Raw genomic sequence first — 21,641 nt, forward strand, 5'->3', positions numbered from 1 at the left:
GCGGCACTATCCGCATCGCTATAATGCCAAGCCGCAGAGAGGAGGTCGCGTGACACATCACATCGACGATGCCATCGCCCTGTTCGATGGTCTTTTTCAGAACACTTACCATACTCGTCTGGTCCGGGGCGGGGATGAACCGCTATATCTACCTGCCTCGAGCGAAAGCGAATGGCATCAGGTGATCTTTGCCCGAGGGTTTTTCTCCAGCGCGCTGCATGAAGTCAGCCATTGGTGTATTGCCGGCGCTCGTCGTCGTCAGTTGGAGGATTACGGTTACTGGTACGAGCCGGATGGTCGGGATGCTGCTCGACAGCGAGCTTTCGAGAAGGTGGAAGTGGCCCCTCAGGCCCTGGAACTGCTCTTCTGCCAGGCATGTGGACTGCGTTTTCACGTCAGTGTCGATAACCTGGGCGAGGTGGAGGTCGATCGAGAGGCCTTTCGTGTTCAGGTGGAGGCGCGTGCCGAGCGTTATCGGCGGGAGGGGTTGCCGGACCGGGCCGAAGCTTTCAGACAAGCGTTGCAGGCCTTCTTTCGCGATCGGCTCACGCTTGCCCAAGCCGTTTCACGGGGACAGCTCGCCTTGATGAGGGTCAATGAAAAGATAAAGCAGGTTTAATATAAAGAGAGCTGCAAGCGTTTGGCGTAACGAAGGTCATCCGCAATGCTTCAGCCATCGGCTTGCAATCTGGCAGGAATATTCCAAGGTGAAAGAGGGCGACCGATAGTTTCGGTCGGTTAGGAAACCCGGTCCAAGGAGGACATCATGTTACACCGAATCGGAGCCATCCTGGCGGTGCTTGCTTCGCTATTTGCCATTTTCACTGCAGGCACTGCGCTCTACATGAGTGGCGTGGCGGGAGGAGTGGAACAGGACGCTGCCCGCGAGACCGTCACGGGCGTTGGCCTGGGCTGGCTTGAACTGCTGGTGGCGATCCTGGCGCTGATCCTGGGCGTCGCTGCGTTCTTTGCGCTTCGCCCTGGGGTCGGACTGGCGTTGACTATCGTGGGAGTGATAGGCGCGCTGCTGTCGAGCACTTCCAACATCGCTTTCATGCTGACCGTTGCCGTTGGCGGATTCATGGCTTACATGGGCCGCCGCCGGGCGCGCAAGCATGGCGTCGAGGATCCCTGATCCCTGATTGTCCTCAGGTCGTGTTCGACAGGCGCTGATGCAAATAGAGCATGACCTGCACTTCATGGTCCGGACGCATGGGTTCCAGCCCCAGCTCTGCAAACAGCTCACCACGCGCCCGGGCCCAATCCAGGGGCTCGATGTCCGGATAGAGTGTCTCGGCAGGCGCGAGTTCGATGAAAGGATCGACGCCATAGTCGTCGAACAGCAGCGAAAGCGCGGCTTCTTCATTGTTGATACCCGCCGTGTAAAGCGTGGCACTGTAGTGATCGCCTTCCAACTCGCGCAACACGTCCAGAGGACTCACTCCGAAGCTACGTAGCTCCTCGAGACTGTAATCCCCCAACTGGAGCAGTTCCTCATCCAGCCAGCTATCGTCAGGCTGAATCAGGGTATGCTTGATCTGGCCATTGGGCAGGGCCCATGCAATGGCAACCGGTAGCGCATTGTCATCACCAGTCTCGATAGCGATAAAACCAGGAAAGTCGGACATTTTCAGGTCTCCTCGTCGAGGCGGAAGAAACGCCTCGCGGTCTGGGTGGTGACGGTGGCGATATCACTCTCCTCTTCACCGCGCCAGTGCGCGATTTCACGCACGATCCAGGGTAGCAGGGCCGGCTCATGGCGCCGTCCCTTGAGCTTGGCGGGTAGATTGCGCGGCAGCAAATAGGGGCAGTCCGTTTCCACCATCAAGCGGTGGGCAGGAATATCACCGACCAGTTCACGCAAATGGTGTCCACGCCGCTCGTCACATAGCCATCCTGTCAAGCCGATATGCAGATCGAGATCCAGGTAACCGAACAGAGTGTCACGCTCGCCGGTAAAGCAGTGAATGACAGCGTCGCCGATATCGTCACGCCAGGCCCTGAGCATTTCCTGCATGCGCCGCCCCGCATCGCGTTCATGCAGGAACAGCGGCAGACGGCTCTCGGCGGCAAGTTGAAGTTGAGCTTCGAAGGCCTGCTCCTGGGCATGAGGCGTGGAAAAGTTGCGATTGAAATCGAGCCCACACTCACCGACGGCGACTACATGGGGCTGTCGGTGAAGATCTCGCATGGCGGCTTCGAGAGAGGCGTTCCACTGGCTGGCCTCGTGGGGGTGAACGCCGGCGGTGGCATACAGCCCTTCGTGGGTCTGGCTCAGCGCCAGGGCCTGCTCGGCGTGAATCAGGTCGGTTCCGGTCAGGATGAGGGTGGCTACGCCGGCGATGCGGGCACGGTCAAGAACGGCATCGAGGTCATGAGCGAAGCTCTCATGAGTCAGGTTGGCGCCGATATCGACCAGGGGGGCCGGCGAGCGGAAGCGTAACGCTTCGGGCAGAGCTTCGCTGGCAGGGGTATCGCGTCCGGTCACGAAGAGATCCTTTGACAGTAGAGATTCATGGTTGAGCGACAAGCCCTCGATACAAACTATTGTAACCAGCGGCATAACGAGCAGGCCATGCGTTACACTGTGGGATTGGCAAAACTCGATATGAGGTAGTCACGGGTGACACTGTTACGTCTGGAACAACTGCAGCTGGCCTATGGAACGCATGTCTTGCTGGATGGGGCAGACCTGGTACTGGAGAAAGGCGAGCGTCTGGCCCTGGTGGGGCGCAACGGGACCGGCAAGTCTACTCTGCTGCGGCTGGTTTCGGGCGAAATTCTGCCTGATGGAGGCAATGTCTGGCGGGCCCCGGGACTCAAGATCGGCGTACTGGCCCAGGAACTGCCGGAGGCGACGGGACAGACCATCTTTGATGTCGTGGCCGAGGGACTGCCGCAGGCTGGTGAGCTGTTGGCCGAATATCATCATCTGATCATGAGTGAGGCGCCGGACATGAGGCGTCTCGAGCAGTTGCAGACTCGGCTCGAGGCGATTGATGGGTGGTCGTTTCATCAGCGTATCGATACGGTGCTGACCCGCCTTGGGTTGCCTGCCGACACGCTGATGAGTGGTTTGTCCGGTGGATGGCGTCGTCGCGTGGCGTTGGCTCGAGCACTGGTGTCGGAGCCGGATCTGCTGCTGCTTGACGAGCCCACTAACCATCTCGATCTCGACACCATTACCTGGCTTGAGGAGCAGTTGCTGGCTTTCAACGGAGCCGTGCTGTTCATCACTCACGACCGGGCCTTTCTGTCACGTCTGGCAACCGCGATTCTGGAGCTCGACCGGGGGCGTCTGGGCCGTTATCCCGGCGAATATGCAAAGTACCAGGAACAGAAAGCTCACGAGCTGGAAGTCGAAGCGCGAGAACGGGCCGAGTTCGACAAGAAGCTTGCCCAGGAAGAGGCCTGGATTCGCCAAGGTATCAAGGCGAGGCGCACACGTAACGAAGGCCGGGTCAGGGCTCTGGAGCAGTTGCGGGTCGAGCGCGCCCAGCGTCGCGAGCGCCTGGGCCGAGCATCGTTGTCGGTCGATAGCGGAGAGCGCAGCGGCAAGCGTGTCGTCGAGCTCAAGGGCGTCAGTCAGCGCTATGGTGACGAATGGGTCATTCGCGATCTGAATCTCGAAATTCAGCGGGGAGACCGAATTGGCTTGATTGGCCGTAACGGGGCCGGCAAGACCACGCTGCTCAAGATATTGCTGGGGCAGCTCGAGCCGACCGAAGGGGAAGTGCGCCTGGGGACCAACCTGTCGATCGCCTACTTCGATCAGCTGCGTGCCGGGCTGGAGCCTGACCGTACGGTATACGACAACGTCGCTCAGGGCAGCGATCGCGTGACTGTCGGAGGCAAGGACAAGCACGTCATGAGCTACCTGCAGGATTTCCTGTTCACCCCCGAGCGTGCCCGGCAGCCGGTCAGGGCGTTATCCGGAGGAGAATCCAATCGTCTGTTGCTGGCGAAGCTGTTCACACAGCCCGCCAATGTCCTGGTGCTGGATGAGCCGACCAACGATCTGGATGTCGAGACGCTCGAGCTGCTCGAAGAGCTGTTGCTCGACTTCGACGGCACACTGCTGTTGGTTTCCCACGATCGCGCCTTCATGGACAATGTCGTGACCGGCGTGCTGGCCTTCGAGGGGGAGGGACGTGTGCGCGAGTATGTCGGGGGCTATTCGGACTGGATCCGTCAGGGTGGAAAACTGCCGCCTGCACCCGGAGAAATCGAGGGGAGAAAGGGGCGCAACCTCCCCAAGGCCGCGGAGACCTTGTCAGAATCGCATGACGCTGCACCGGTGGAAACGGTCAGAAAGAGAGCCAAGTTGTCCTACAAGCTTCAACGTGAGCTTGACATGCTGCCTTCGGTCATCGAATCGCTGGAGAGCGAGATTGCAACGTTCGAGGCGGAGATGGGCGCTTCGACCTTCTACCAGCAGGATGGCGACACCATTGCCCGCACACTGGATGCCTTGACGGCAAAGCAGGCCGAGCTGGATGCGGCGATGGAGCGCTGGATGGAACTCGAGGCCATGGCCGAAGGGGAAGACTGAAGCGACGTCGGCGAGCCGTTAGGCTCACCGACGCTTCCCGCGTGTCATTCTGCCGTTTCACCCTCCTTGCCGACACGTACCGCGAGTACGTCGCAACGGGCGCCATGCAATACACCCGTCGAGGTGGATCCCAGCAGCAGAGCAAAGCCATGGCGTCCGTGGGAGCCGACCACGATCAGATCGACATCATGCTTTTCGGCAAAACGATGGATCTCGGTATCCGGCATGCCCACCACGACATACTGGTCTTCGCGCGCCACGTCGTAGGGATCGGCGATCTCGGCCAGACGTTGCTTGGCGTGCTCGTCGAGCTGATCCTGGATGCTGGTGAGATCCATGGGGATGTCGCCGCCGTAGGCGAAGCCCAAGGGTTCGAGTGTATGTATGATCGATAGCTTGGCATCATTGCGACGTGCGATGGGAATGGCACGTTCAAGCACTTTGTAGGAATCCTTGGTCAGGTCGACCGCGACCAGGACATGTTGATATTCACTACTCATGGGCCTTCTCCCGTTGAAGGATGATGCCTCCACTCTAGGCGTGACGGCCGCATACGACAACGCTCTACATCAACGAAGCATGATTTCAGTCAACGAAGGCACAACGTTAGATGAAGCTTTTTCTGATTATCCTGTTCGCCATGCTGGTGATGCTGTCGCCAGTCCTATGGCTTCGCCCCAGTCGGCGTGAGTCTCGTCTCGGTACGGTGCGCCAGGAAGCGAAGGCGCGCGGCACGGAAGTCAGATTCGAGAATCCTCCGTTGGCCAATGCGCCGGGAGGAGTGGTGGCTTATCGATGGTATTACCCGCAGGCGACGCCCGGTGCCAAGTTCGTGGCGGTCCGCAACGCTGTTGCCAGCGAACAGTTGGAGACGTTCACGTCAGGTTGGCGCTGGCGTCAGGCACCGTTGCCGCCTATCGATTCCCGCAGACGAAAGGCAGTGGCAGCTACGCTCGATGACCTGCCCGAAGACGCCCTGCTACTCGAGTCGAGCAGTAGATCCCTGACCTTATGGTGGGGAGAATCGCTCGAGCCCGAAGCGGCTGGGGCCATGATCACCCAGATGCAGGCACTCATGACGCTCCTTGCCGGCAGCGGGCGAAGCGCTACAGCGAGCCGCCTCTCCGCTCGCCGGGAATGATCCGACCGACGCTACGCAGGCGTGTCGCGAGATTGCAGTCGCAAGACGTTGCGCTCGATACGGGTCAACAGGCCATCGAGTGTGCTGATGTCCTCCTGACTCAGTCCTTCGAGCATTTCCTGACGAACCTGGTCGACAATCGTCTCGATTTCCTGCAGAAGCGGTGTGGCGCGAGTCGTGAGAAAGACGCGTTTGGTGCGGCGGTCCTCGGCGCCCGGCCGACGCTCGATCAGTCCCTGCTCGGCCAATTGGTCAAGCGTGCGTACCAATGACGGCGCCTCGACACCGATGGCTCGAGCCAAGTCGCATTGCGGCTGGCCATCACCCATGCGCCATAAATGATACAGCGTGACCCAACGTGTCTGAGTCAGTCCCAGCGGTGCCAGCCGTTCATCAATGATGGCACGCCACATGCGTGGCAATCGAGTGAGTTTGAATCCTATATCCTTGTGCATGACGCTCCGGGTTATCGATGAATAAGAATAATTTTCCGAACACGTAGTGCGCGATACGAGTTAAGTGCTGTATAGCATGTTAACTTTCCTGTTCGATGCCTGCCAGCAGAGAGACCCATTTCACCGACTATGGTATCGAACGTCCGCAAAGTTGCGCATTTTCTGAATAAGGAGACCGTCCGGGTACAACCGGTGCGGTAGCGACTTGAAAGCGCCACCGGGCTGAGCCAGGCGCCGTATGTGGCTGAGAAGAAGTGGCAACGGAACATAACATGTATGTAAAATGATTTTTTGACTTGCGTCAGCGCAGAAAAGGTGGGAGAAGCGATGATGGAAGGGGGTGAACCAGCAGTGGTTCAAGGAAAGCGACCTTCCATCCACATGACGAGGACGCGGCAGGTCACACCTCATATTTTCTCCGTGTCCCATGAGGCGAGCTGCTGATACGGCAGTCATTTATCTGATGGGATCCAAGGGGCGGAAGCGAAATGCACATCACACGTTATACCGACTATGCCTTGCGGGTACTGATCTACCTCAATGCCCAGGGGCGGGAGTTATCGACCATCCAGTCCGTGGCGGACAGTTACGAGATTTCCAAGAACCATTTGATGAAGGTGGTGCATCAACTGACGCTAGGGGGATACGTCGAGTCCGTAAGAGGCAAGAATGGAGGGATCCGGCTCGCCAGGCCCGCGGAAGAGATCAATATCGGTGCCCTGGTTCGCGAAACCGAGCCGGACATGCTGCTGGTCGAATGCTTTCGCGCCCAGAACGAATGCGTGATCACTCCGGTATGTGCACTCAAGCCGATGCTGGCGGAAGCGCTCAGGGCCTTTCTGGAGGTTCTGGATCGTTACACTCTGGCCGATATCGTTCACTCCCGCCATCAGGCACGGTTGAGTGGCTTGTTGGGAATCGAGCTGGTCAACCTGGAAGTGGAATGAATGCCGGCTTCGCGACAGCGAGCGCCACGTATCGAATCCTAATGCTGCGGTACCCCTTTCACTCTAGTGTCAGTTCGCTCGACCAGACGATGCATTCGTGCCTGCCGACGTCGGCTAGACATTCCTCTGCCGGCGCAGCTCACCGTGTCGGCCGCTCTTGATTGCGGATCGGCTTGCCAGCATCGTGGCGATCGGAACAAGAACCGGTCAAGCAGGCTCATTTTCCCGTTCACAGTCCTGTCGAGCAATGTGAGGTATAAAGTAAGGGCGTGTCGGCCTGATTTGCCCTGATGACTCGACCATGCGCTACCTTGGTGGCACTTGACGCGGGCAGTCTCCTGACGCAAGCTGACGCGTATTCAAACGCTTGTATGAACCTGGTTGGCATGCGATCGCGGCCGACCCGTATCTGGCCGGTACGTTGCGTTGCGGAGTGAAATCCGGCATCGCAAGGTTCCAACCACCAACCGCGTGGAGATTCCTGGATGATTTACCAAGGCAATGCCATTTCGGTGGCGAAGAACGGCGACGATATCGCCACGCTGACCTTCGACCTGCAGGGCGAATCCGTCAACAAAATGTCCAGCGCCGTCATCGCTGAGCTGGAAGAGGCGGTCAAGGCCGTTCGTGCCGAAAGCGGACTCAAGGGATTATTAATCACCAGCGGCAAGGACGTGTTCATCGTCGGCGCCGATATCACCGAATTCCACGCCATGTTCGCCAAGGACGAAGCGTCACTCGTCGAGATGAACATGACGGTTCATGCCCTGTTCAATGCCATCGAAGACCTGCCGTTCCCAACGGCTACGGCCATTAACGGCATGGCGCTGGGAGGTGGTTTCGAAGTGACGCTGGCGACTGATTTCCGGGTCATGAGCGATCGCGCCAAGGTCGGACTACCGGAAACCAAGCTGGGCATTCTTCCCGGCTGGGGTGGCTGTGTCCGCCTGCCTCGCGTGATAGGCGCTGACAACGCCATCGAGTGGATCGCCGGAGGAACCGAGAACCGGGCCGACGCCGCTCTCAAGATGGGGGCGGTGGATGCCGTAGTGCCAGGCGAGCAGCTCGAGGCAGCGGCGCTCGACATCCTCAAGCGTGCCAACGCCGGCGAGCTGGATTATCAGGCACGCCGTGAGGAGAAGAAGGCTCCGCTCAAGCTCAATGCGATCGAGCAGATGATGGCTTTCGAGACTGCCAAGGGATTCGTGGCCGGCAAGGCGGGTCCGCATTACCCCGCGCCGGTCGAAGCCATCAAGGTAATCCAGAAAGGGGCCGGAGAAGGGCGCGAAAAGGCTCAGGCCATCGAGGCCAAGGGCTTCGCCAAGCTGGCCAAGACCGAAGTGTGCTTCAATCTGGTCGGCCTGTTCCTCAATGATCAGCTCGTCAAGAAGAAGGGCGGCCAGTACGAGAAACAGGCGGCAGCCGTCAACAAGACGGCCGTGCTCGGCGCGGGCATCATGGGTGGCGGCATCGCCTACCAGAGCGCCTACAAGGGAACGCCGATCCTGATGAAGGATATCAAGGAGGAGGCGATCCAACTGGGTCTCAAGGAAGCCCGCAAGCTGCTTTCCAAGCAGGTCGAGCGCGGCAAGATGAATACCGCCAAGATGGCCGAGGCCCTGTCCAACATTCGTCCCACGCTCTCCTACGGTGACTTCGCCGATGTGGATCTGGTGGTCGAAGCAGTGGTCGAGAACCCCAAGATCAAGGATGCGGTGCTCAGGGAAGTGGAGGAGTGTGTCGGCGAGAATGCCATTCTGGCTTCCAACACCTCGACGATTTCCATCAATCGCCTGGCGACCCATCTCAAGCGCCCCGAGAATTTCTGCGGCATGCACTTCTTCAATCCGGTGCATCGTATGCCGCTGGTAGAGGTTATCCGTGGCGAAAAGACCTCGGATGCCGCCGTCGCCGCGACCGTGGCCTACGCCCGCAAGATGGGCAAGACGCCTATCGTGGTCAACGATTGCCCGGGGTTCCTGGTCAATCGCGTGCTGTTTCCCTACTTCGGCGGATTCAGCTTCCTGGTAGAGCAGGGGGCCGACTTCCAGCGTATCGACAAGGTGATGGAGAAGTTCGGCTGGCCGATGGGTCCGGCTTACCTGCTCGACGTGGTGGGCATGGATACCGCTGTGCATGCCAATGATGTCATGGCCGAGGGCTTCCCCGATCGCATGGCGCGCGAAGGCAAGACGGCGATCGAGATCATGTATGACAACCAGCGTCTGGGCCAGAAGAATGGCAAGGGCTTCTATCTGTACGAGGAAGACCGCAAGGGCAAGCCCAAGAAGGTGAGCGACGACCAGGCCTATGAGCTGATCAAGCCGGTGACCAGGGAGAATCGGGAATTCTCCGATGAAGAGATTATCGCGCGCATGATGGTGCCGTTGTGCATGGAGACCGTGCGCTGTCTTGAGGATGGGATCGTGGGAACTCCCGCCGAAGCTGACATGGCACTGATCTATGGCATCGGTTTCCCTCCGTTCCGAGGCGGTGCACTGCGCTACATCGATGCCATGGGCGTTTCCGAGTTCGTTACGCTGGCGGATCGTCTCGCCGACGAACTTGGCCCGCTCTATCGCCCGACCGACAAGCTGCGCGAGATGGCCAACAACGGCACGCGTTTCTACGCCTGACCCCGGCCCCGCAACAGGAGATTAGGAATGAGTCTGAATCCGAGAGACATCGTGGTGGTCGACGGCGTACGTACTGCCATGGCCAAGGCCAAGAACGGCGCCTTTCGTAATGTGCGCGCCGAAAATCTGTCTGCTGCAGTCATGCAGGCACTGTTTGATCGCAATGCCGGCCTGAACCCGGCCGAAGTCGACGACGTCATCTGGGGCTGCGTCAACCAGACCCTGGAGCAGGCCATGAACATCGCCCGTAACGCGGCGATCATGACCGGCATCCCCAACACCGTGCCTGCGCAGACCGTCAATCGGCTTTGCGGCTCGTCGATGAGTGCGCTGCACATCGCTGCAGCTAACATCAAGGCCGGCATGGGCGACTTCTATGTCATCGGTGGCGTGGAGCACATGGAACATGTGCCCATGACCCATGGCGTCGATGTCAATCCGGCCGCGAGCAAACATGCCGCCAAGGCTGCCATGATGATGGGCCTGACAGCCGAGCTGTTGGGCAAGATGCATGGCATCTCCCGCGAGGATCAGGATGCGTTTGGGGTTCGCTCGCATCAGCGTGCCTGGGCGGCCAATCAGAACGGCCACTTCGACAACGAGATCGTGGGGATCGAAGGGCATGACGAGCGCAGCTTCCGTGCTCTGATCCAGCACGATGAGGTGGTGCGCCCCGAAGCCAGCATGGAAACGATGGGCTCACTGCGCCCGGTGTTCGATCCGCGTAACGGTACGGTTACCGCGGGTACGTCTTCAGCCCTGTCGGTAGGGGCGTCGGCGATGGCGGTCATGAGCTACGAGCGTGCCCAGGCAATGGGGCTGGAGCCCATCGCGCGCATCCTCTCGACCGGTGTGGCCGGCTGTGATGCTTCGATCATGGGGTACGGCCCGGTGCCGGCCACCAAGAAGGCCCTCAAGGCTGCAGGATTGAAGATCGAGGATATCCAGTCCGTCGAACTCAACGAGGCCTTTGCCGCGCAGTCGCTACCGGTACTCAAGGATCTGAAGCTGCTCGATAGAATGGATGAGATGGTCAACCTCAATGGCGGTGCCATTGCACTGGGTCACCCGTTGGGTTGTTCCGGGGCACGCATCTGCACCACGCTGCTCAACGTGATGCGCCAGCAGGATACCCAGATCGGCCTGGCCACCATGTGTATCGGCATGGGGCAAGGGGTTGCGACAGTTTTCGAACGGCTGAAATAACACGGCTGTGATAACTGGTCGAACTTAAGCAGAAACATGAACGCGGCGCTTGATGCGCCGCGTTCATGTATTGCGACAATGTGCCTGTCAGTGGAATTCAATTGCGCTCAAGGGGATTCGACGCGCCGATAGCGCGCTTCGATAAAGCTGTAGACGGCAAAGCTCAACAGCCCCAGCGAGACGATGACGAGCAGTACCGTGCCATAGGGCTGCGTACGCAGGGCATCGAAGACTCCCGCGAGTCCCTTGGCTTCGGATGAGTCATAGTGAAAGGCGGCGCTGATCAGAAAGAGCCCGATCATGCCGAAGACCAGGCCCTTGGCCAGCAGTCCGAAGCGACAGATATGACAGATCGTGCCCAGCCGGTTCCGGCTGACCTTGAAATGCTTCATGAATGTTGCCCGCCAACCCTTGATTCCCTGGGCGAGTCCTGCGGCAACCACGGCGATGCCGATGAGGGCCACTAACCAGCGCCCCCACTCATGCTGCATCAGTTGTGCGGTCCAGCCCTGATTTCCTTCGCTGCTCTGCTGCGGATTGCCCATTACCAGCCGGAAGGCGGTCAGAGCGAGAGAGAGGTGAATGAGTCCGCTGATGATCAGGGAAGCACGAATGATCACCGCCTTGGCACTCCAGCCATGGTGATCGGCATCGGCGATCCCCTGTACGAAACGCCACAGCGAGTAGCCGACAAGTCCTGCACCGATCAGCGCCAGACAGGTCTGGCCGAAGGGCTCATCGATGAGAACCGTCAACGCACCCTTCGAATCGGTCGTCTTGCCGCCGGGAGCGAAGGCGGACCACAGGGCAAGGCCTCCTACCAGAAAATAGACGACACCACGAGCGGCATAACCCAGACGTGCGATCCAACTGAACTTGGCGGGAATACCCATTTCCTCAGCCGTTGTATTTGCCACAAATACTCCTTCCGAGTCCGGCAGACTATAAATAAAATGAATTGCCTTCACCCTGAGCGACGCAGCTCAACGTGCAAGCTCAACTGCTTGTCCGCTCACTGAATGTCGAGGCATAGCAGGGAGGGGAGCTGACCTCATGGCCGGTGGCGTCGAGGTCTTCCTTGGCCAGGGCATCGAGAATGGCCTGACGCAGGATGGGAAGGTGAGAATTCTCCAGATCGCGCGCGGCACTGAGAAGGGTCAAGCGCCCCTGTCGAGCCCAGCGCATCAGCGGCAGCAGGCAATCCGCAGCCTCCTCGATCTCCCAGCGGTAGCGACGTGCGAAAACACCGTCACCGATCTCGCTCTGGTGCCATTGGCGGCGCAAGACATTGGAAGGGCTGGCATCGCGATACCAGTCGGTAAGCATCAGATTGTCACGGCGTTTACCGCGCGGCCAAAGACGATCCACGAGTACACGGGACCCGTCATGGGGATCGGCTTCACTGTAAATTCGCTTGAGCACGATATCGTAGGGCATGCGGAAATCCTTCCTTGGAACGCTACCTTCTTGATCAGTCTAGACGATCCTGTCGCTTCGGGCAGGTAGCCATGATGCAGATGGCGACATCAGGCGATCTGATACGCGTAAGGCATTTCGGCAAGCATGCCGCGGCCACCGGCCAGGGTCAGGGCCAGATCATGGAGCGCTTCCCAGACGGGCAGAGCGTGGGTGCCCTTGACCGCCAGATCGATGCGCTGTGAGAACAGCAGTAACTTGTGCATCCGGCGGTGGGGTAGGCGATTGAGCGCCTGCTGGTAGGCGGGGCGGCGTTTGTCGGGAATCATGGGGCGCTGCGCCTTGCAGGCGTGTTCCAGGCTCTGGCCCTGGTCGAGATGCTGATACAGGGAAAGCAGGATACGCAGTTCGCGGGTCAGGGCCCAGAGCACCACGGGGGCTTCGATACCTTCACCGCGCAGACCCCGCATGATGCGGGATACCCGTTCACGCTCGCCTAGCAGGCATGCCTCGGCAAGCGTAAAGACATCATAGCGAGCGCTGTCCTCCACCCCATTGGCGATGGCGTCGGTATTGAGCCTGGCGCCCGGGGGCATCATCAGCGCCAGCTTCTGCAGCTCCTGGTCGGCGGCAAGCAGGTTGCCCTCGGTGCGCTCACCGAGTAGGCGGGCGGCATCCATGTCGAGCTGAAGCCCGTGACGCGTAGCGCGATCGCGCATCCAGAAGCCCAGGCGCTGATGATCCACCGGCCATACCGGTACGAAGAGCCCGATCTTGTCCAGTGCCTTGAACCATTTGCTGGTCTGGATCTTGCGGTCGAGCCGGGCTGCACTGATCAGCAATACATTGTCGCTATCCTTGGCCTGCTCCGCGTAGGCTTCGAGTACCTTGCCCCCTTCCTGGCCGGGGGATTGCCCACCCAGGCGGAGTTCGATCAACTTGGCGCTGGCGAATAGCGAAAGGCTGGCGGCGGACTCGGTGAGCCGGCCCCATTGGAAGCCGTTCTCGACATGCAGGACTTCACGCTCCTCGATACCTTTCTGCCGGGCCGCCACACGTACGGCATCGCAGGCTTCCATGTGGATCAAGGGCTCGTCGCCCGCCACGATGATGATAGGCGAGAGACGCTTGGCCAAGGCCTCGGGAAGCTTGTCGGGAAAGACTTTCATGAGGCTTGGAGAGCTCTCAGGCGTTCGACGAGCTGGCGGGCCGCTTCCTGACGTAATTGATGGATGGCGTCTTCCAACTGGTCATCGCGGGCCAGCAGGTTCTCGTCGCTGACGAGCACCGTGTTCGAGACTTCCAGCCACTGCTGATCGAGCAGATAGGCGCCGTCAGCCACGCGCTGCACGGAGAAGGGCGCCCGCAATATCAGGCGCCTCTCCTGGCTACCGGTATCGTTGCTGGTGAGTCGCTGCTGGATGATCTGCTCCTCACCGAGATTGACACGTATGGCAGCCTGCTCGTCGAGACGGGCTCCCGAGCGCTCCAGTGCCGTGACTACAGTGTCGGTCAGAGGAGAGACGTCGCCCTCCAGATCCAAGGCCGGCAGCGTCTGCGTCGAGGCGCCCAGGCCGCGAAGGTGGAAACCGCAACCGGACAACAGCATTGCGCTTGTGGCCAGGCTCAGTGAGTGAAGCAGGAAAGTGCGGCGTTTCACGCAAGCCTCCTAGCAGTCCCGGCCCGTGGCCGAAAAATGGAACGATGCCATGCCGGCCCGACACGACGGCATGGCTTGCCTCCCGAGGAACGAATACCTGTCCCTGAGGAGCCGGATCAGTTGGCGACGATATTGACCAGCTTGCCGGGCACGACGATCACCTTGCGCACGTTCTTGCCTTCGATGTGGCGCTGGACGTTCTCGTTGGCCATGGCCTGGGCTTCGATCTCCTGCTTGCTCGCGGACGCGGCCACCTCGAGACGTGCACGTACCTTGCCGTTGACCTGCACCACCAACTCCAGGCTGTCCTTGACCATGGCCGAGTCGTCGGCCACCGGCCAGGGGGCATCGACGATCGGGTCGGCGTGGCCGAGTTCCGCCCATAGAGCATGGCAGGCATGCGGCGTGATCGGAGAGAGCAGCAGGACACAGGCCTCCACTGCTTCGCGTGCCACGGCCAGGTCCTGCGGCGAGGCATTGTCGCTTTCGCTCTGGAAGCGGCCGAGCGCGTTGCTCAGTTCCATTACGGCAGCAATCGCCGTGTTGAAGGTGGTACGCCGACCGATGTCGTCACTGGCCTTGCTGATGGTCTCGTGGGTCTTGCGGCGTAGCGCCTTCTGGTCATCATTCAGTGCGGCGACATCGAGTGCCGCTGGGGTGCCGGCAGCAAGATGCTCGGCCACCAGGCGCCACAGACGCTTGAGGAAGCGGCTGGCGCCCTCGACGCCAGAGTCCGACCACTCCAGGGACTGTTCCGGTGGGGCGGCGAACATCATGAACAGGCGCACGGTGTCGGCACCGAAGCGGTCGATCATCGACTGCGGATCGACGCCGTTATTCTTCGACTTGGACATCTTCTCGATGCCGCCCATCTCCACCGGTCGTCCGTCACTTGCCAGCACCGCACTGACCGGGCGTCCCTTCTCGTCGCGCTTGACTTCGACATCGGCGGGGTTGAACCAGTCCTTGCCGCCATCTTCGCTAGCGCGGTAGAAGGTCTCGGCAATGACCATGCCCTGGGTAAGCAGGCGTTGAAATGGCTCGTCGCAGTCGACCAGACCGAAGTCGCGCATCAGCTTGTGAAAGAAGCGGGCATAGAGCAGGTGCAGAATGGCGTGTTCGATACCGCCGATATACAGATCGACCGGAAGCCAGTACTTGGCGCGCTCGTCGAGCATGGCCTCCATGTTGTCGGCGCAGCAGAACCGCGCGTAGTACCACGAGGACTCCATGAAGGTGTCGAAGGTATCGGTTTCGCGGGTCCAGCCGTCACCCAGATCGTAGAATGCCGGCATCTTCTTGAGAGGCGAGCCGGAGGCGTCGACTTCGACCTCGAGCGGCAGTTCGACCGGCAGTTCCTCGTCGGAAAGCGGCACGGTCTGCCCCTCGGGGCCGTACTTGACCGGAATCGGTGCCCCCCAGTAGCGCTGGCGTGCCACGCCCCAGTCGCGCAGCCGGAAGTTGATCTTCACCTCACCGCACCCCAGGGACTCGAGCTTGGCGGCGATGGCGTCGAAGGCCGCTTGAAACTCGAGGCCATCGAACTCACCGGAATTGATCAGACGCCCATGCTCGGTATAAGCGCCCTCGGACAGATCAGGGGCCTCGCCGCTCTCGCTGGCGATCACCGGCTCGATGGGCAGACCGTACTTGGTCGCGAATTCCCAGTCGCGCTGGTCGTGGGCCGGGACCGCCATGACAGCCCCCGTGCCGTATTCCATGAGCACGAAGTTGGCCACGTAGATGGGGACCTCGCGTCCGGTCAATGGATGCACGGCTCGAAAGCCGGTGTCCATGCCGCGCTTCTCCATGGTGGCCAGCTCGGCCTCGGAACTGCCGCCCTGGGCGCACTCGACCAGGAATTCCGCCATCGCCGGGTCGTTCTCGGCGGCGGCACGCGCCAGCGGATGCCCGGCGGCCACGCCGACATAGGTCACGCCCAGCAGGGTGTCGGGGCGCGTGGTGTAGACGCTCAGCCGGTCATTGTGGCCGGCGACGGCGAAGACCAGCTCCACGCCCTTGGACTTGCCGATCCAGTTGCGCTGCATGGTCTTGACCTGCTCGGGCCAGTCGACTTTGTCGAGGTCCGCAAGCAGCTCTTCGGCATAGTCGGTGATCTTCAGGAACCAGAGCGGGATTTCCTTGCGTTCGACCCGCGCACCGCTACGCCAGCCACGACCATCGATGACCTGTTCGTTGGCGAGCACGGTCTGATCCACCGGATCCCAGTTGACCGTGGACATCTTCTTGTAGACCAGCCCCTTGTCGACCAGCTTGGCGAAGAACCATTGCTCCCAGCGGTAATAGTCGACGTCGCAGGTCGCGAATTCGCGGCTCCAGTCATAGGCGAAGCCCAGCGCCTTGAGCTGGCTGCGCATGTAATCGATGTTATCGTAGGTCCAGGCGCCCGGTGCGACACGGTTCTTGATCGCGGCGTTTTCCGCCGGCATGCCGAAGGCGTCCCAGCCCATGGGTTGTAGGACGTTCTTGCCTTGCATGCGCTGGAAGCGGGAAATCACGTCGCCGATGGTGTAGTTGCGCACATGCCCCATGTGCAGTTTGCCGCTGGGGTAGGGGAACATCGACAGGCAGTAGAACTTCTCGCGTGTCGCATCCTCTATGGCCTTGAAGCACTGGTTCTTGTCCCAGTATTGCTGGGCGGCTTGTTCGATGACGTGGGGCGTGTACTGTGCATCCATCGGTTTCGTCTGGCACCTTGCGTTCGGCTTTGGCTGTTTGACGATGACGGCTCGCCCCTGGTATGGGAGCCCGGCCATCGCCGGTGCGATAATTCCCAGTCTGTCCGCGTTGGAGAGCGTAAAAAAGCGGGCTGGGTCAGTGATTCGATTGGCCCACAAGCATACCCTAGACCTGTCCCGGCAGGTAGGGGCGCCATTCAGGTTCAGTATCGGGTAAGGAGAAAGCGATGAGCGAACGGCAGGAGCGGGAACATCGGTTGCGTGACGCCTACGAACGCATGCTGTCACGCCTGGAGGGAGGCGCAGACGAGCTTTCCTGGGAGGGACTGCAGCGCGAACTGGATGAGGCGGTGGAGTTCGAGGCCGAGTTCGAGGAGTTTTCCAAGGATGAGCTGGCGTTGTTGCGTGCCTGGGTCGAGCGTGACCTGCGGGATCTACGCCGCTACCTGGCCGCAGGCGGCTCGGGAGTGGCCAGCTGGCTGGGCATCGATCTGGAGGTCCTGTCGCGCCGCGTCGTCGACGCGCTGCTGTCGGTGGCCGATCGCAGCGTGATCGAGCGGGAACAGCTCACCGATGACCTGGAAGCCTCGCGTGCCGATTACGTCGAGGGTGAAATCGCCGTACCGGGGCGCATGACTTGCGTGCATTGCGGCGCCCCGGTCGTACTCGAGAGTGTTACCCGCCTGGAGCCTTGTCATCAGTGCGGGCATCGCTATTTCGAGCGCATATCGGCGGCGTGATGGCTTCGATCGTGCCGCCGCGCCGCGCAATCGCTCAGGAGTGCCGCGCAGAGCGGGGCCTGCGTAATCCGGGAACCATCAACAGGGCAGCCAATAGCCAGGTCGGCCAGCTACCGGTGCGGGTGAACGGTGTAACGCCCGCCATGGCATGCACATCGCCGACCACGCTGGCGGTTTCGAATTGTGGCGCGCGTGCGGTCACCCGGCCGAGCGGATCGATGATCGCCGTGACGCCATTGCTGGTGGCGCGCAACACGTAGCGGCCGTTCTCCCTGGCCCGCAGCCGCGCCATCTGCAGATGCTGCAGCGGGCCGATGGAGCGGCCGAACCAGGTATCGTTGGAGACTGTCAGCAGCACATCGGCCTTCCGGGCACGCCTGGCCACTAGGTCGGGATAGATGATCTCGTAACAGATGGCGATACCCAGGTTCACTTCGCCGGCGCGCAGCGGGCGGGGATTGGCGGTGCCGGACGAGAAGCTCGACATGGGCAGATCGAAGAAGGCGATGACGCCACGCAGCAGGCCTTCCAGCGGTAGATATTCACCGAACGGTACCAGGTGCTCCTTGCGATACTCTCCCTGCATGTTGCCGACGCCGATCACCGCGTTGTAGTAACGGCCGTCGGCGTCGCGCTGAACGATGCCGGTCAACAGCGCGGTGTCAGGCGCCAGGGTCGCCTGCAGACGCTCCAGAACGGGCCGGGCTTCCTGATCGAGCATGGGCAGTGCGGTTTCCGGCCAGACGATCAGATCCACATCATCGGCCTGTTGCCGGGTCAGTGTCGTGTAGGTGTTGGCCGCCGCGCGCTGGCCTTCCGTCGTCCACTTGCTCAACTGCGGGAGGTTGCCCTGCAGCAAGGCCACCCGGGCGGGCTCTCCGGTAGGGGTGGTCCACTGGGTGGGTAGCAGCGCCGCCGTAGCCCACAGCGTGGCGATCGGGATGGCGCACCACCAGCGACGTCTCAGCAGCTCCACACCCAGGGTGCCGGTCAGCGCGGTGATCAATGACAGCAGGTAGACACCCCCCACCGGGGCCCACGAGGCCAGTGGGGAGTCGATATGTGCACTGCCGAGCAGCAGCCAGGGGAAGCCGGTAAACAGGTAGGTGCGCAGCACCTCGCCCAGCACCCAGGCGCCGGCAAAGGTGAGAAAGGCCAGGCGTGGACCGAACAGGCGGCGATAGAGCCCGAAGGTGACAGCCGGGAACAGGGCCAGCGTAGCGGCCAGTAGCGCGGTGAGAAACACGGCCAGCGGGACGCCGGTATAGCCGTAGTCGTGGATCGAGACATAGATCCAGGAGGTGCCGGAACCGAACAGGCCGAGACCATAACTCCAGCCGCGCAAAGCCGCCTGAGCCGGCGATATCCGATGCAGGCCCACATAGGTCAGCGCCACGGCAACCGGGCCGAGCCACCAGAGCGAGAAGGGCGCAAAGGTTAGAGTGGTCAATACGCCCGCCAGTAGAGCGGCGATGTGTCCCACCCAGAGGGGAGAATAATTCAGTGATGCGCGACGCATAGGGCACTCCTTGACAGTCGTGCCCCTTATACCAGATCCCCGGTGCGGCGGGAAAAGCGCTTAGAGATATCGTAACGGAATACGGTATGAACGATGCGGATCATTCGTGCTGGGGATCGAGCTGAAGCTCCTCGTCGGGAATCCGCGAGGCCTGAAGCAGGCGAATGCGGCGATTGTCGGCATTGAGGACAGTGAAGCGCCATTCACCGAGATCGGCATATTCGTTGCGGCGCGGCAGGTGGCCGAAGCGTTGCATGACCAGTCCACCGACGGTATCGAACTCCTCGTCGGAGAATTCGGTGTCGAAGCGCTCGTTGAAATCCTCGATCGGCGTCAGGGCACGAATGGCGTAGACACCATCGCCAAGGTTGCGGATGTCGTCGTCCTCGTCGATATCGTGTTCATCCTCGATATCGCCGACGATCTGCTCGAGAATGTCTTCGATGGTGACGATGCCTGCCGTTCCGCCGTACTCGTCCACCACGATGGCCATGTGGTTGTGCGTGTCGCGAAACTCCTTGAGCAGACTGTTCAGGCGTTTGGATTCCGGAATGAACATGGCGGGACGCAGCACATCGCGTAGCTGGAACGTCTCGCGCTCCTTCGGGCCGGCCTTGAGCAACGGAAGCAGATCCTTGACCAGCAGCACACCGATCACCTCGTCCAGATTCTCGCCGATCACGGGGTAACGGGAATGCGCGGTTTCGAGAATGATGGGCAGGCAGTCTTCGGGGCGCTGATTGACAGGGATCGCGGCCACCTGGGAGCGGGGGATCATGACCTCACGCGCCTGCTGATCGCTGATCTGAAAGGCGCCTTCGATAATGGTCAGGGCATCCTGATCGAGTCGCAGGCGCGCGCCGGCTTCACGCAGAAAGGTCAGCAGCTCGTCGCGGGAGCTGGGTTCATCGGAATCGCTGGAGAAGGCGCTGAACAATTTGTCGAGCCAGGACTTGTTGCCCTGGCCGCTCGATCGGTCTTCGCTCATGCGTCTGGTCTCATGTCCTCATGGTGGATGGCGCAGATAGGCAGGCCGTCACGCAACTTCGCATCGTTTGCCTGTCGCATCAGTCATCTGGCGCATAGGGGTCGGCGATACCGAGAGTCTCGAGGAGCTCGCGCTCCACAGTTTCCATCTCCTCGGCTTCCTCATCATCTATATGGTCGTAACCCAGCAAATGCAAGCAGCCGTGAATGACCATATGGGCGTAGTGGTGCAATAACGGCTTGCCCTGCTCGTGGGCCTCGCGTGATACCACGGCATGGCAGATCACCAGATCGCCCAGCAAGGGCAGCTCCAGCCCCGGAGGCGCCTCGAAGGGGAAGGAGAGCACATTGGTGGGCTTGTCCTTGTGGCGATAGTCGCGATTGAGCGCCTGGCTCTCGTCAGGCTCGACGAAGCGAATCGTCAGCTCGCATCGCGCCTCGTCCGGATGAATGGCCAGTACGACGCCCACCCAGGCCTCAAGATCGGCCTGGGCAGGCAGCAGAGCGGCGCTATCGTCATCGACCGCGACCTGGCGGTCGATTTCGGTGCTGGCGTTCATGACGAAGCGTCATCCTGGCGCGGCGCGAGCCCGTTGGCCGCGTCACGGCGCGCCTGCTCCTCGCGGCGGGCCTGTTCGCGCTCCAGCTTGCGCTGGCGGGTCTGCTCCTCCTCGGCGGCCTCGAACACGTCGTAGGCCTCGATGATGCGCTGGACCAGGGGATGACGGACCACATCCTTCGATGCGAAGTGAGTGATGCCGATCCCCGGCGTTTCCTTGAGCACATCAAGGACATGGATCAGACCTGAACTGGAACCGCGCGGCAGGTCGACCTGGGTGACGTCGCCGGTGATCACCGCCGTGGAGCCGAAACCGATACGCGTGAGGAACATCTTCATCTGCTCGCGCGTGGTGTTCTGGCTCTCGTCGAGAATGATGAAGGCATTGTTGAGCGTACGACCGCGCATGTAGGCCAGCGGTGCCACCTCGATGACCTGACGCTCGATCAGCTTGCCGACCTGCTCGAAGCCGAGCATCTCGTACAGGGCGTCATAGAGCGGGCGCAGATAGGGATCGATCTTCTGGGCCAGATCCCCCGGCAGGAAGCCGAGCTTCTCGCCGGCCTCGACTGCCGGGCGCACCAGCAGGATGCGACGGACCTCCTGCTGGTTGAGTGCCTCGACGGCAGCGGCGACGGCCAGGTAGGTCTTGCCGGTCCCCGCCGGGCCGATGCCGAAATTGATGTCGTGCTTGCGAATGCTGGTGACGTAGCTCTGCTGGTTGAGCCCGCGGGGCTTGATCAATGCGCGAGGCGTGCGCAGGATGACGCCGCCGGCTTCACCGTCGTCCTGTCCATCCTCCTCTTCGAGGGCCTCAAGTCCCGATTCCTGAAGGAACAGGTGTACCGTATCCGGCATCAGGTCGCTGGCTTCCGCTTCGCGATAGAGATGCTCGAGAACGTTGGCCGCTGCCTTGACGCGTGGGCCGGGGCCGGCGAGCTGGAAGGTGTTGCCGCGGTTGCGCAGGGTAACGCCCAGACGGGACTCGACGAGCTTGAGATGCTCGTCCTGCTGACCGCAGAGATTGGCCAGCCGCATGGGGTCGTTGGGCTCGAGAGTCAAAGTGAGGATGCGATGTGCCTGAGAACTGTTCTGGCTCAAGTCGTAGGAGTCCGTGCGTTGCG

21 protein-coding genes are annotated in these 21,641 nt (G+C 61.0%); 8 read left to right on the top strand and 13 right to left on the bottom strand.

Annotated features, from left to right (window positions below):
* Nucleotides 1–49 precede the first annotated feature (49 nt).
* On the top strand, nucleotides 50–619 hold the full coding sequence (locus tag ACYQ12_RS07065) for an elongation factor P hydroxylase (RefSeq protein WP_459869472.1): 570 nt from the start codon (nucleotides 50–52) through the stop codon (nucleotides 617–619).
* A gap of 147 nt (nucleotides 620–766) precedes the next feature.
* Entirely contained in the window at nucleotides 767–1,135 is a 369-nt protein-coding gene (locus ACYQ12_RS07070) for a hypothetical protein (protein ID WP_459869474.1), read from the top strand.
* A 13-nt stretch (nucleotides 1,136–1,148) separates the two neighbouring features.
* Here the strand turns inward: ACYQ12_RS07070 and ACYQ12_RS07075 are convergent, their stop codons facing one another.
* On the bottom strand, nucleotides 1,149–1,628 hold the full coding sequence (locus ACYQ12_RS07075) for a hypothetical protein (RefSeq protein ID WP_459869476.1): 480 nt from the start codon (nucleotides 1,626–1,628) through the stop codon (nucleotides 1,149–1,151).
* Nucleotides 1,629–1,630: 2 nt separating this feature from the next.
* A complete protein-coding gene (locus ACYQ12_RS07080; RefSeq protein ID WP_459869478.1) occupies nucleotides 1,631–2,488 on the bottom strand; it encodes a TatD family hydrolase in 858 nt (285 codons plus the stop codon).
* 135 nt (nucleotides 2,489–2,623) lie between these two features.
* Between ACYQ12_RS07080 and ACYQ12_RS07085 the strand changes: the two genes are divergently transcribed.
* Nucleotides 2,624–4,552 carry an ATP-binding cassette domain-containing protein gene (locus ACYQ12_RS07085; RefSeq protein WP_459869480.1) on the top strand — a complete coding sequence of 643 codons (1,929 nt, stop codon included), beginning with the start codon at nucleotides 2,624–2,626 and terminating at the stop codon, nucleotides 4,550–4,552.
* A 44-nt stretch (nucleotides 4,553–4,596) separates the two neighbouring features.
* On the opposite strand, the gene ACYQ12_RS07090 is transcribed toward ACYQ12_RS07085, so the two are convergent.
* Nucleotides 4,597–5,052 (bottom strand): universal stress protein, encoded by a 456-nt coding sequence (locus tag ACYQ12_RS07090; RefSeq protein WP_459869482.1) that lies wholly within the window; start codon nucleotides 5,050–5,052, stop codon nucleotides 4,597–4,599.
* 110 nt (nucleotides 5,053–5,162) lie between these two features.
* Here ACYQ12_RS07090 and ACYQ12_RS07095 point away from each other — a divergent pair, with 110 nt between their 5' ends.
* Nucleotides 5,163–5,693, top strand: coding sequence for a preprotein translocase subunit YajC (locus tag ACYQ12_RS07095; protein ID WP_459869484.1), 531 nt, complete (start codon nucleotides 5,163–5,165; stop codon nucleotides 5,691–5,693).
* An 11-nt stretch (nucleotides 5,694–5,704) separates the two neighbouring features.
* On the opposite strand, the gene slyA is transcribed toward ACYQ12_RS07095, so the two are convergent.
* Nucleotides 5,705–6,148 (bottom strand): transcriptional regulator SlyA, encoded by a 444-nt coding sequence (gene slyA, locus ACYQ12_RS07100; RefSeq protein WP_459869486.1) that lies wholly within the window; start codon nucleotides 6,146–6,148, stop codon nucleotides 5,705–5,707.
* 488 nt (nucleotides 6,149–6,636) lie between these two features.
* On the opposite strand from slyA, the gene ACYQ12_RS07105 reads away from it, so the two are divergent.
* The 3 genes from ACYQ12_RS07105 to fadA all read left to right on the top strand — a co-directional run bounded on the left by ACYQ12_RS07105 (nucleotide 6,637) and on the right by fadA (nucleotide 10,937).
* Nucleotides 6,637–7,095, top strand: coding sequence for an RrF2 family transcriptional regulator (locus ACYQ12_RS07105; protein WP_459869488.1), 459 nt, complete (start codon nucleotides 6,637–6,639; stop codon nucleotides 7,093–7,095).
* A gap of 485 nt (nucleotides 7,096–7,580) precedes the next feature.
* A complete protein-coding gene (gene fadB / locus ACYQ12_RS07110; protein ID WP_459869490.1) occupies nucleotides 7,581–9,731 on the top strand; it encodes a fatty acid oxidation complex subunit alpha FadB in 2,151 nt (716 codons plus the stop codon).
* A 27-nt stretch (nucleotides 9,732–9,758) separates the two neighbouring features.
* Nucleotides 9,759–10,937 carry an acetyl-CoA C-acyltransferase FadA gene (fadA, locus tag ACYQ12_RS07115; protein ID WP_459869492.1) on the top strand — a complete coding sequence of 393 codons (1,179 nt, stop codon included), beginning with the start codon at nucleotides 9,759–9,761 and terminating at the stop codon, nucleotides 10,935–10,937.
* Between the two features lie 107 nt (nucleotides 10,938–11,044).
* Here the strand turns inward: fadA and ACYQ12_RS07120 are convergent, their stop codons facing one another.
* The 5 genes from ACYQ12_RS07120 to leuS form a co-directional block, all read right to left on the bottom strand.
* The gene (locus ACYQ12_RS07120) at nucleotides 11,045–11,854 is read right to left on the bottom strand and encodes a DUF1206 domain-containing protein (protein ID WP_459869494.1); all 810 of its coding nucleotides are present in this window, start codon (nucleotides 11,852–11,854) and stop codon (nucleotides 11,045–11,047) included.
* Nucleotides 11,855–11,933: 79 nt separating this feature from the next.
* Complete coding sequence (locus ACYQ12_RS07125) at nucleotides 11,934–12,374, bottom strand: DUF488 domain-containing protein (RefSeq protein ID WP_459869496.1); 441 nt, start codon at nucleotides 12,372–12,374, stop codon at nucleotides 11,934–11,936.
* A gap of 89 nt (nucleotides 12,375–12,463) precedes the next feature.
* Complete coding sequence (holA, locus tag ACYQ12_RS07130) at nucleotides 12,464–13,522, bottom strand: DNA polymerase III subunit delta (protein WP_459869498.1); 1,059 nt, start codon at nucleotides 13,520–13,522, stop codon at nucleotides 12,464–12,466.
* Nucleotides 13,519–14,013, bottom strand: a complete 495-nt coding sequence (locus ACYQ12_RS07135; protein WP_459869500.1) for an LPS-assembly lipoprotein LptE — start codon at nucleotides 14,011–14,013, stop codon at nucleotides 13,519–13,521. The genes holA and ACYQ12_RS07135 overlap by 4 nt, the downstream gene beginning before the upstream one ends.
* A 116-nt stretch (nucleotides 14,014–14,129) precedes the next feature.
* Entirely contained in the window at nucleotides 14,130–16,712 is a 2,583-nt protein-coding gene (leuS, locus tag ACYQ12_RS07140) for a leucine--tRNA ligase (protein WP_459869502.1), read from the bottom strand.
* A gap of 227 nt (nucleotides 16,713–16,939) precedes the next feature.
* Here leuS and ACYQ12_RS07145 point away from each other — a divergent pair, with 227 nt between their 5' ends.
* Nucleotides 16,940–17,452, top strand: a complete 513-nt coding sequence (locus tag ACYQ12_RS07145; protein ID WP_459869504.1) for a zinc ribbon-containing protein — start codon at nucleotides 16,940–16,942, stop codon at nucleotides 17,450–17,452.
* Nucleotides 17,453–17,486: 34 nt separating this feature from the next.
* Here the strand turns inward: ACYQ12_RS07145 and lnt are convergent, their stop codons facing one another.
* The 4 genes from lnt to ACYQ12_RS07165 form a co-directional block, all read right to left on the bottom strand.
* On the bottom strand, nucleotides 17,487–18,971 hold the full coding sequence (lnt, locus tag ACYQ12_RS07150; protein WP_459869506.1) for an apolipoprotein N-acyltransferase: 1,485 nt from the start codon (nucleotides 18,969–18,971) through the stop codon (nucleotides 17,487–17,489).
* Between the two features lie 100 nt (nucleotides 18,972–19,071).
* A complete protein-coding gene (locus ACYQ12_RS07155; protein ID WP_459869508.1) occupies nucleotides 19,072–19,959 on the bottom strand; it encodes a CorC family transporter in 888 nt (295 codons plus the stop codon).
* 79 nt (nucleotides 19,960–20,038) lie between these two features.
* Nucleotides 20,039–20,518 (bottom strand): rRNA maturation RNase YbeY, encoded by a 480-nt coding sequence (ybeY, locus tag ACYQ12_RS07160; RefSeq protein WP_459869510.1) that lies wholly within the window; start codon nucleotides 20,516–20,518, stop codon nucleotides 20,039–20,041.
* Nucleotides 20,515–21,618: a PhoH family protein gene (locus ACYQ12_RS07165; RefSeq protein ID WP_459869512.1), complete on the bottom strand. Its 1,104-nt coding sequence runs from the start codon at nucleotides 21,616–21,618 to the stop codon at nucleotides 20,515–20,517. Before ACYQ12_RS07165 ends, ybeY begins: the two co-directional genes overlap by 4 nt.
* Nucleotides 21,619–21,641: the final 23 nt, after the last annotated feature.

The sequence above is a fragment of the Halomonas shantousis genome (assembly GCF_054654615.1).

What these genes read in the sequence shown, in the direction of transcription:
- ACYQ12_RS07070 (WP_459869474.1), top strand. Translation starts at nt 767, where the DNA reads ATGTTACACCGAATCGGAGCCATCCTGGCGGTGCTTGCTTCGCTATTT.
- ACYQ12_RS07075 (WP_459869476.1), bottom strand. Translation starts at nt 1,628, where the DNA reads ATGTCCGACTTTCCTGGTTTTATCGCTATCGAGACTGGTGATGACAAT.
- ACYQ12_RS07090 (WP_459869482.1), bottom strand. Translation starts at nt 5,052, where the DNA reads ATGAGTAGTGAATATCAACATGTCCTGGTCGCGGTCGACCTGACCAAG.
- ACYQ12_RS07095 (WP_459869484.1), top strand. Translation starts at nt 5,163, where the DNA reads ATGAAGCTTTTTCTGATTATCCTGTTCGCCATGCTGGTGATGCTGTCG.
- slyA (WP_459869486.1), bottom strand. Translation starts at nt 6,148, where the DNA reads ATGCACAAGGATATAGGATTCAAACTCACTCGATTGCCACGCATGTGG.
- ACYQ12_RS07105 (WP_459869488.1), top strand. Translation starts at nt 6,637, where the DNA reads ATGCACATCACACGTTATACCGACTATGCCTTGCGGGTACTGATCTAC.
- fadB (WP_459869490.1), top strand. Translation starts at nt 7,581, where the DNA reads ATGATTTACCAAGGCAATGCCATTTCGGTGGCGAAGAACGGCGACGAT.
- fadA (WP_459869492.1), top strand. Translation starts at nt 9,759, where the DNA reads ATGAGTCTGAATCCGAGAGACATCGTGGTGGTCGACGGCGTACGTACT.
- ACYQ12_RS07125 (WP_459869496.1), bottom strand. Translation starts at nt 12,374, where the DNA reads ATGCCCTACGATATCGTGCTCAAGCGAATTTACAGTGAAGCCGATCCC.
- holA (WP_459869498.1), bottom strand. Translation starts at nt 13,522, where the DNA reads ATGAAAGTCTTTCCCGACAAGCTTCCCGAGGCCTTGGCCAAGCGTCTC.
- leuS (WP_459869502.1), bottom strand. Translation starts at nt 16,712, where the DNA reads ATGGATGCACAGTACACGCCCCACGTCATCGAACAAGCCGCCCAGCAA.
- ACYQ12_RS07145 (WP_459869504.1), top strand. Translation starts at nt 16,940, where the DNA reads ATGAGCGAACGGCAGGAGCGGGAACATCGGTTGCGTGACGCCTACGAA.
- lnt (WP_459869506.1), bottom strand. Translation starts at nt 18,971, where the DNA reads ATGCGTCGCGCATCACTGAATTATTCTCCCCTCTGGGTGGGACACATC.
- ACYQ12_RS07155 (WP_459869508.1), bottom strand. Translation starts at nt 19,959, where the DNA reads ATGAGCGAAGACCGATCGAGCGGCCAGGGCAACAAGTCCTGGCTCGAC.
- ybeY (WP_459869510.1), bottom strand. Translation starts at nt 20,518, where the DNA reads ATGAACGCCAGCACCGAAATCGACCGCCAGGTCGCGGTCGATGACGAT.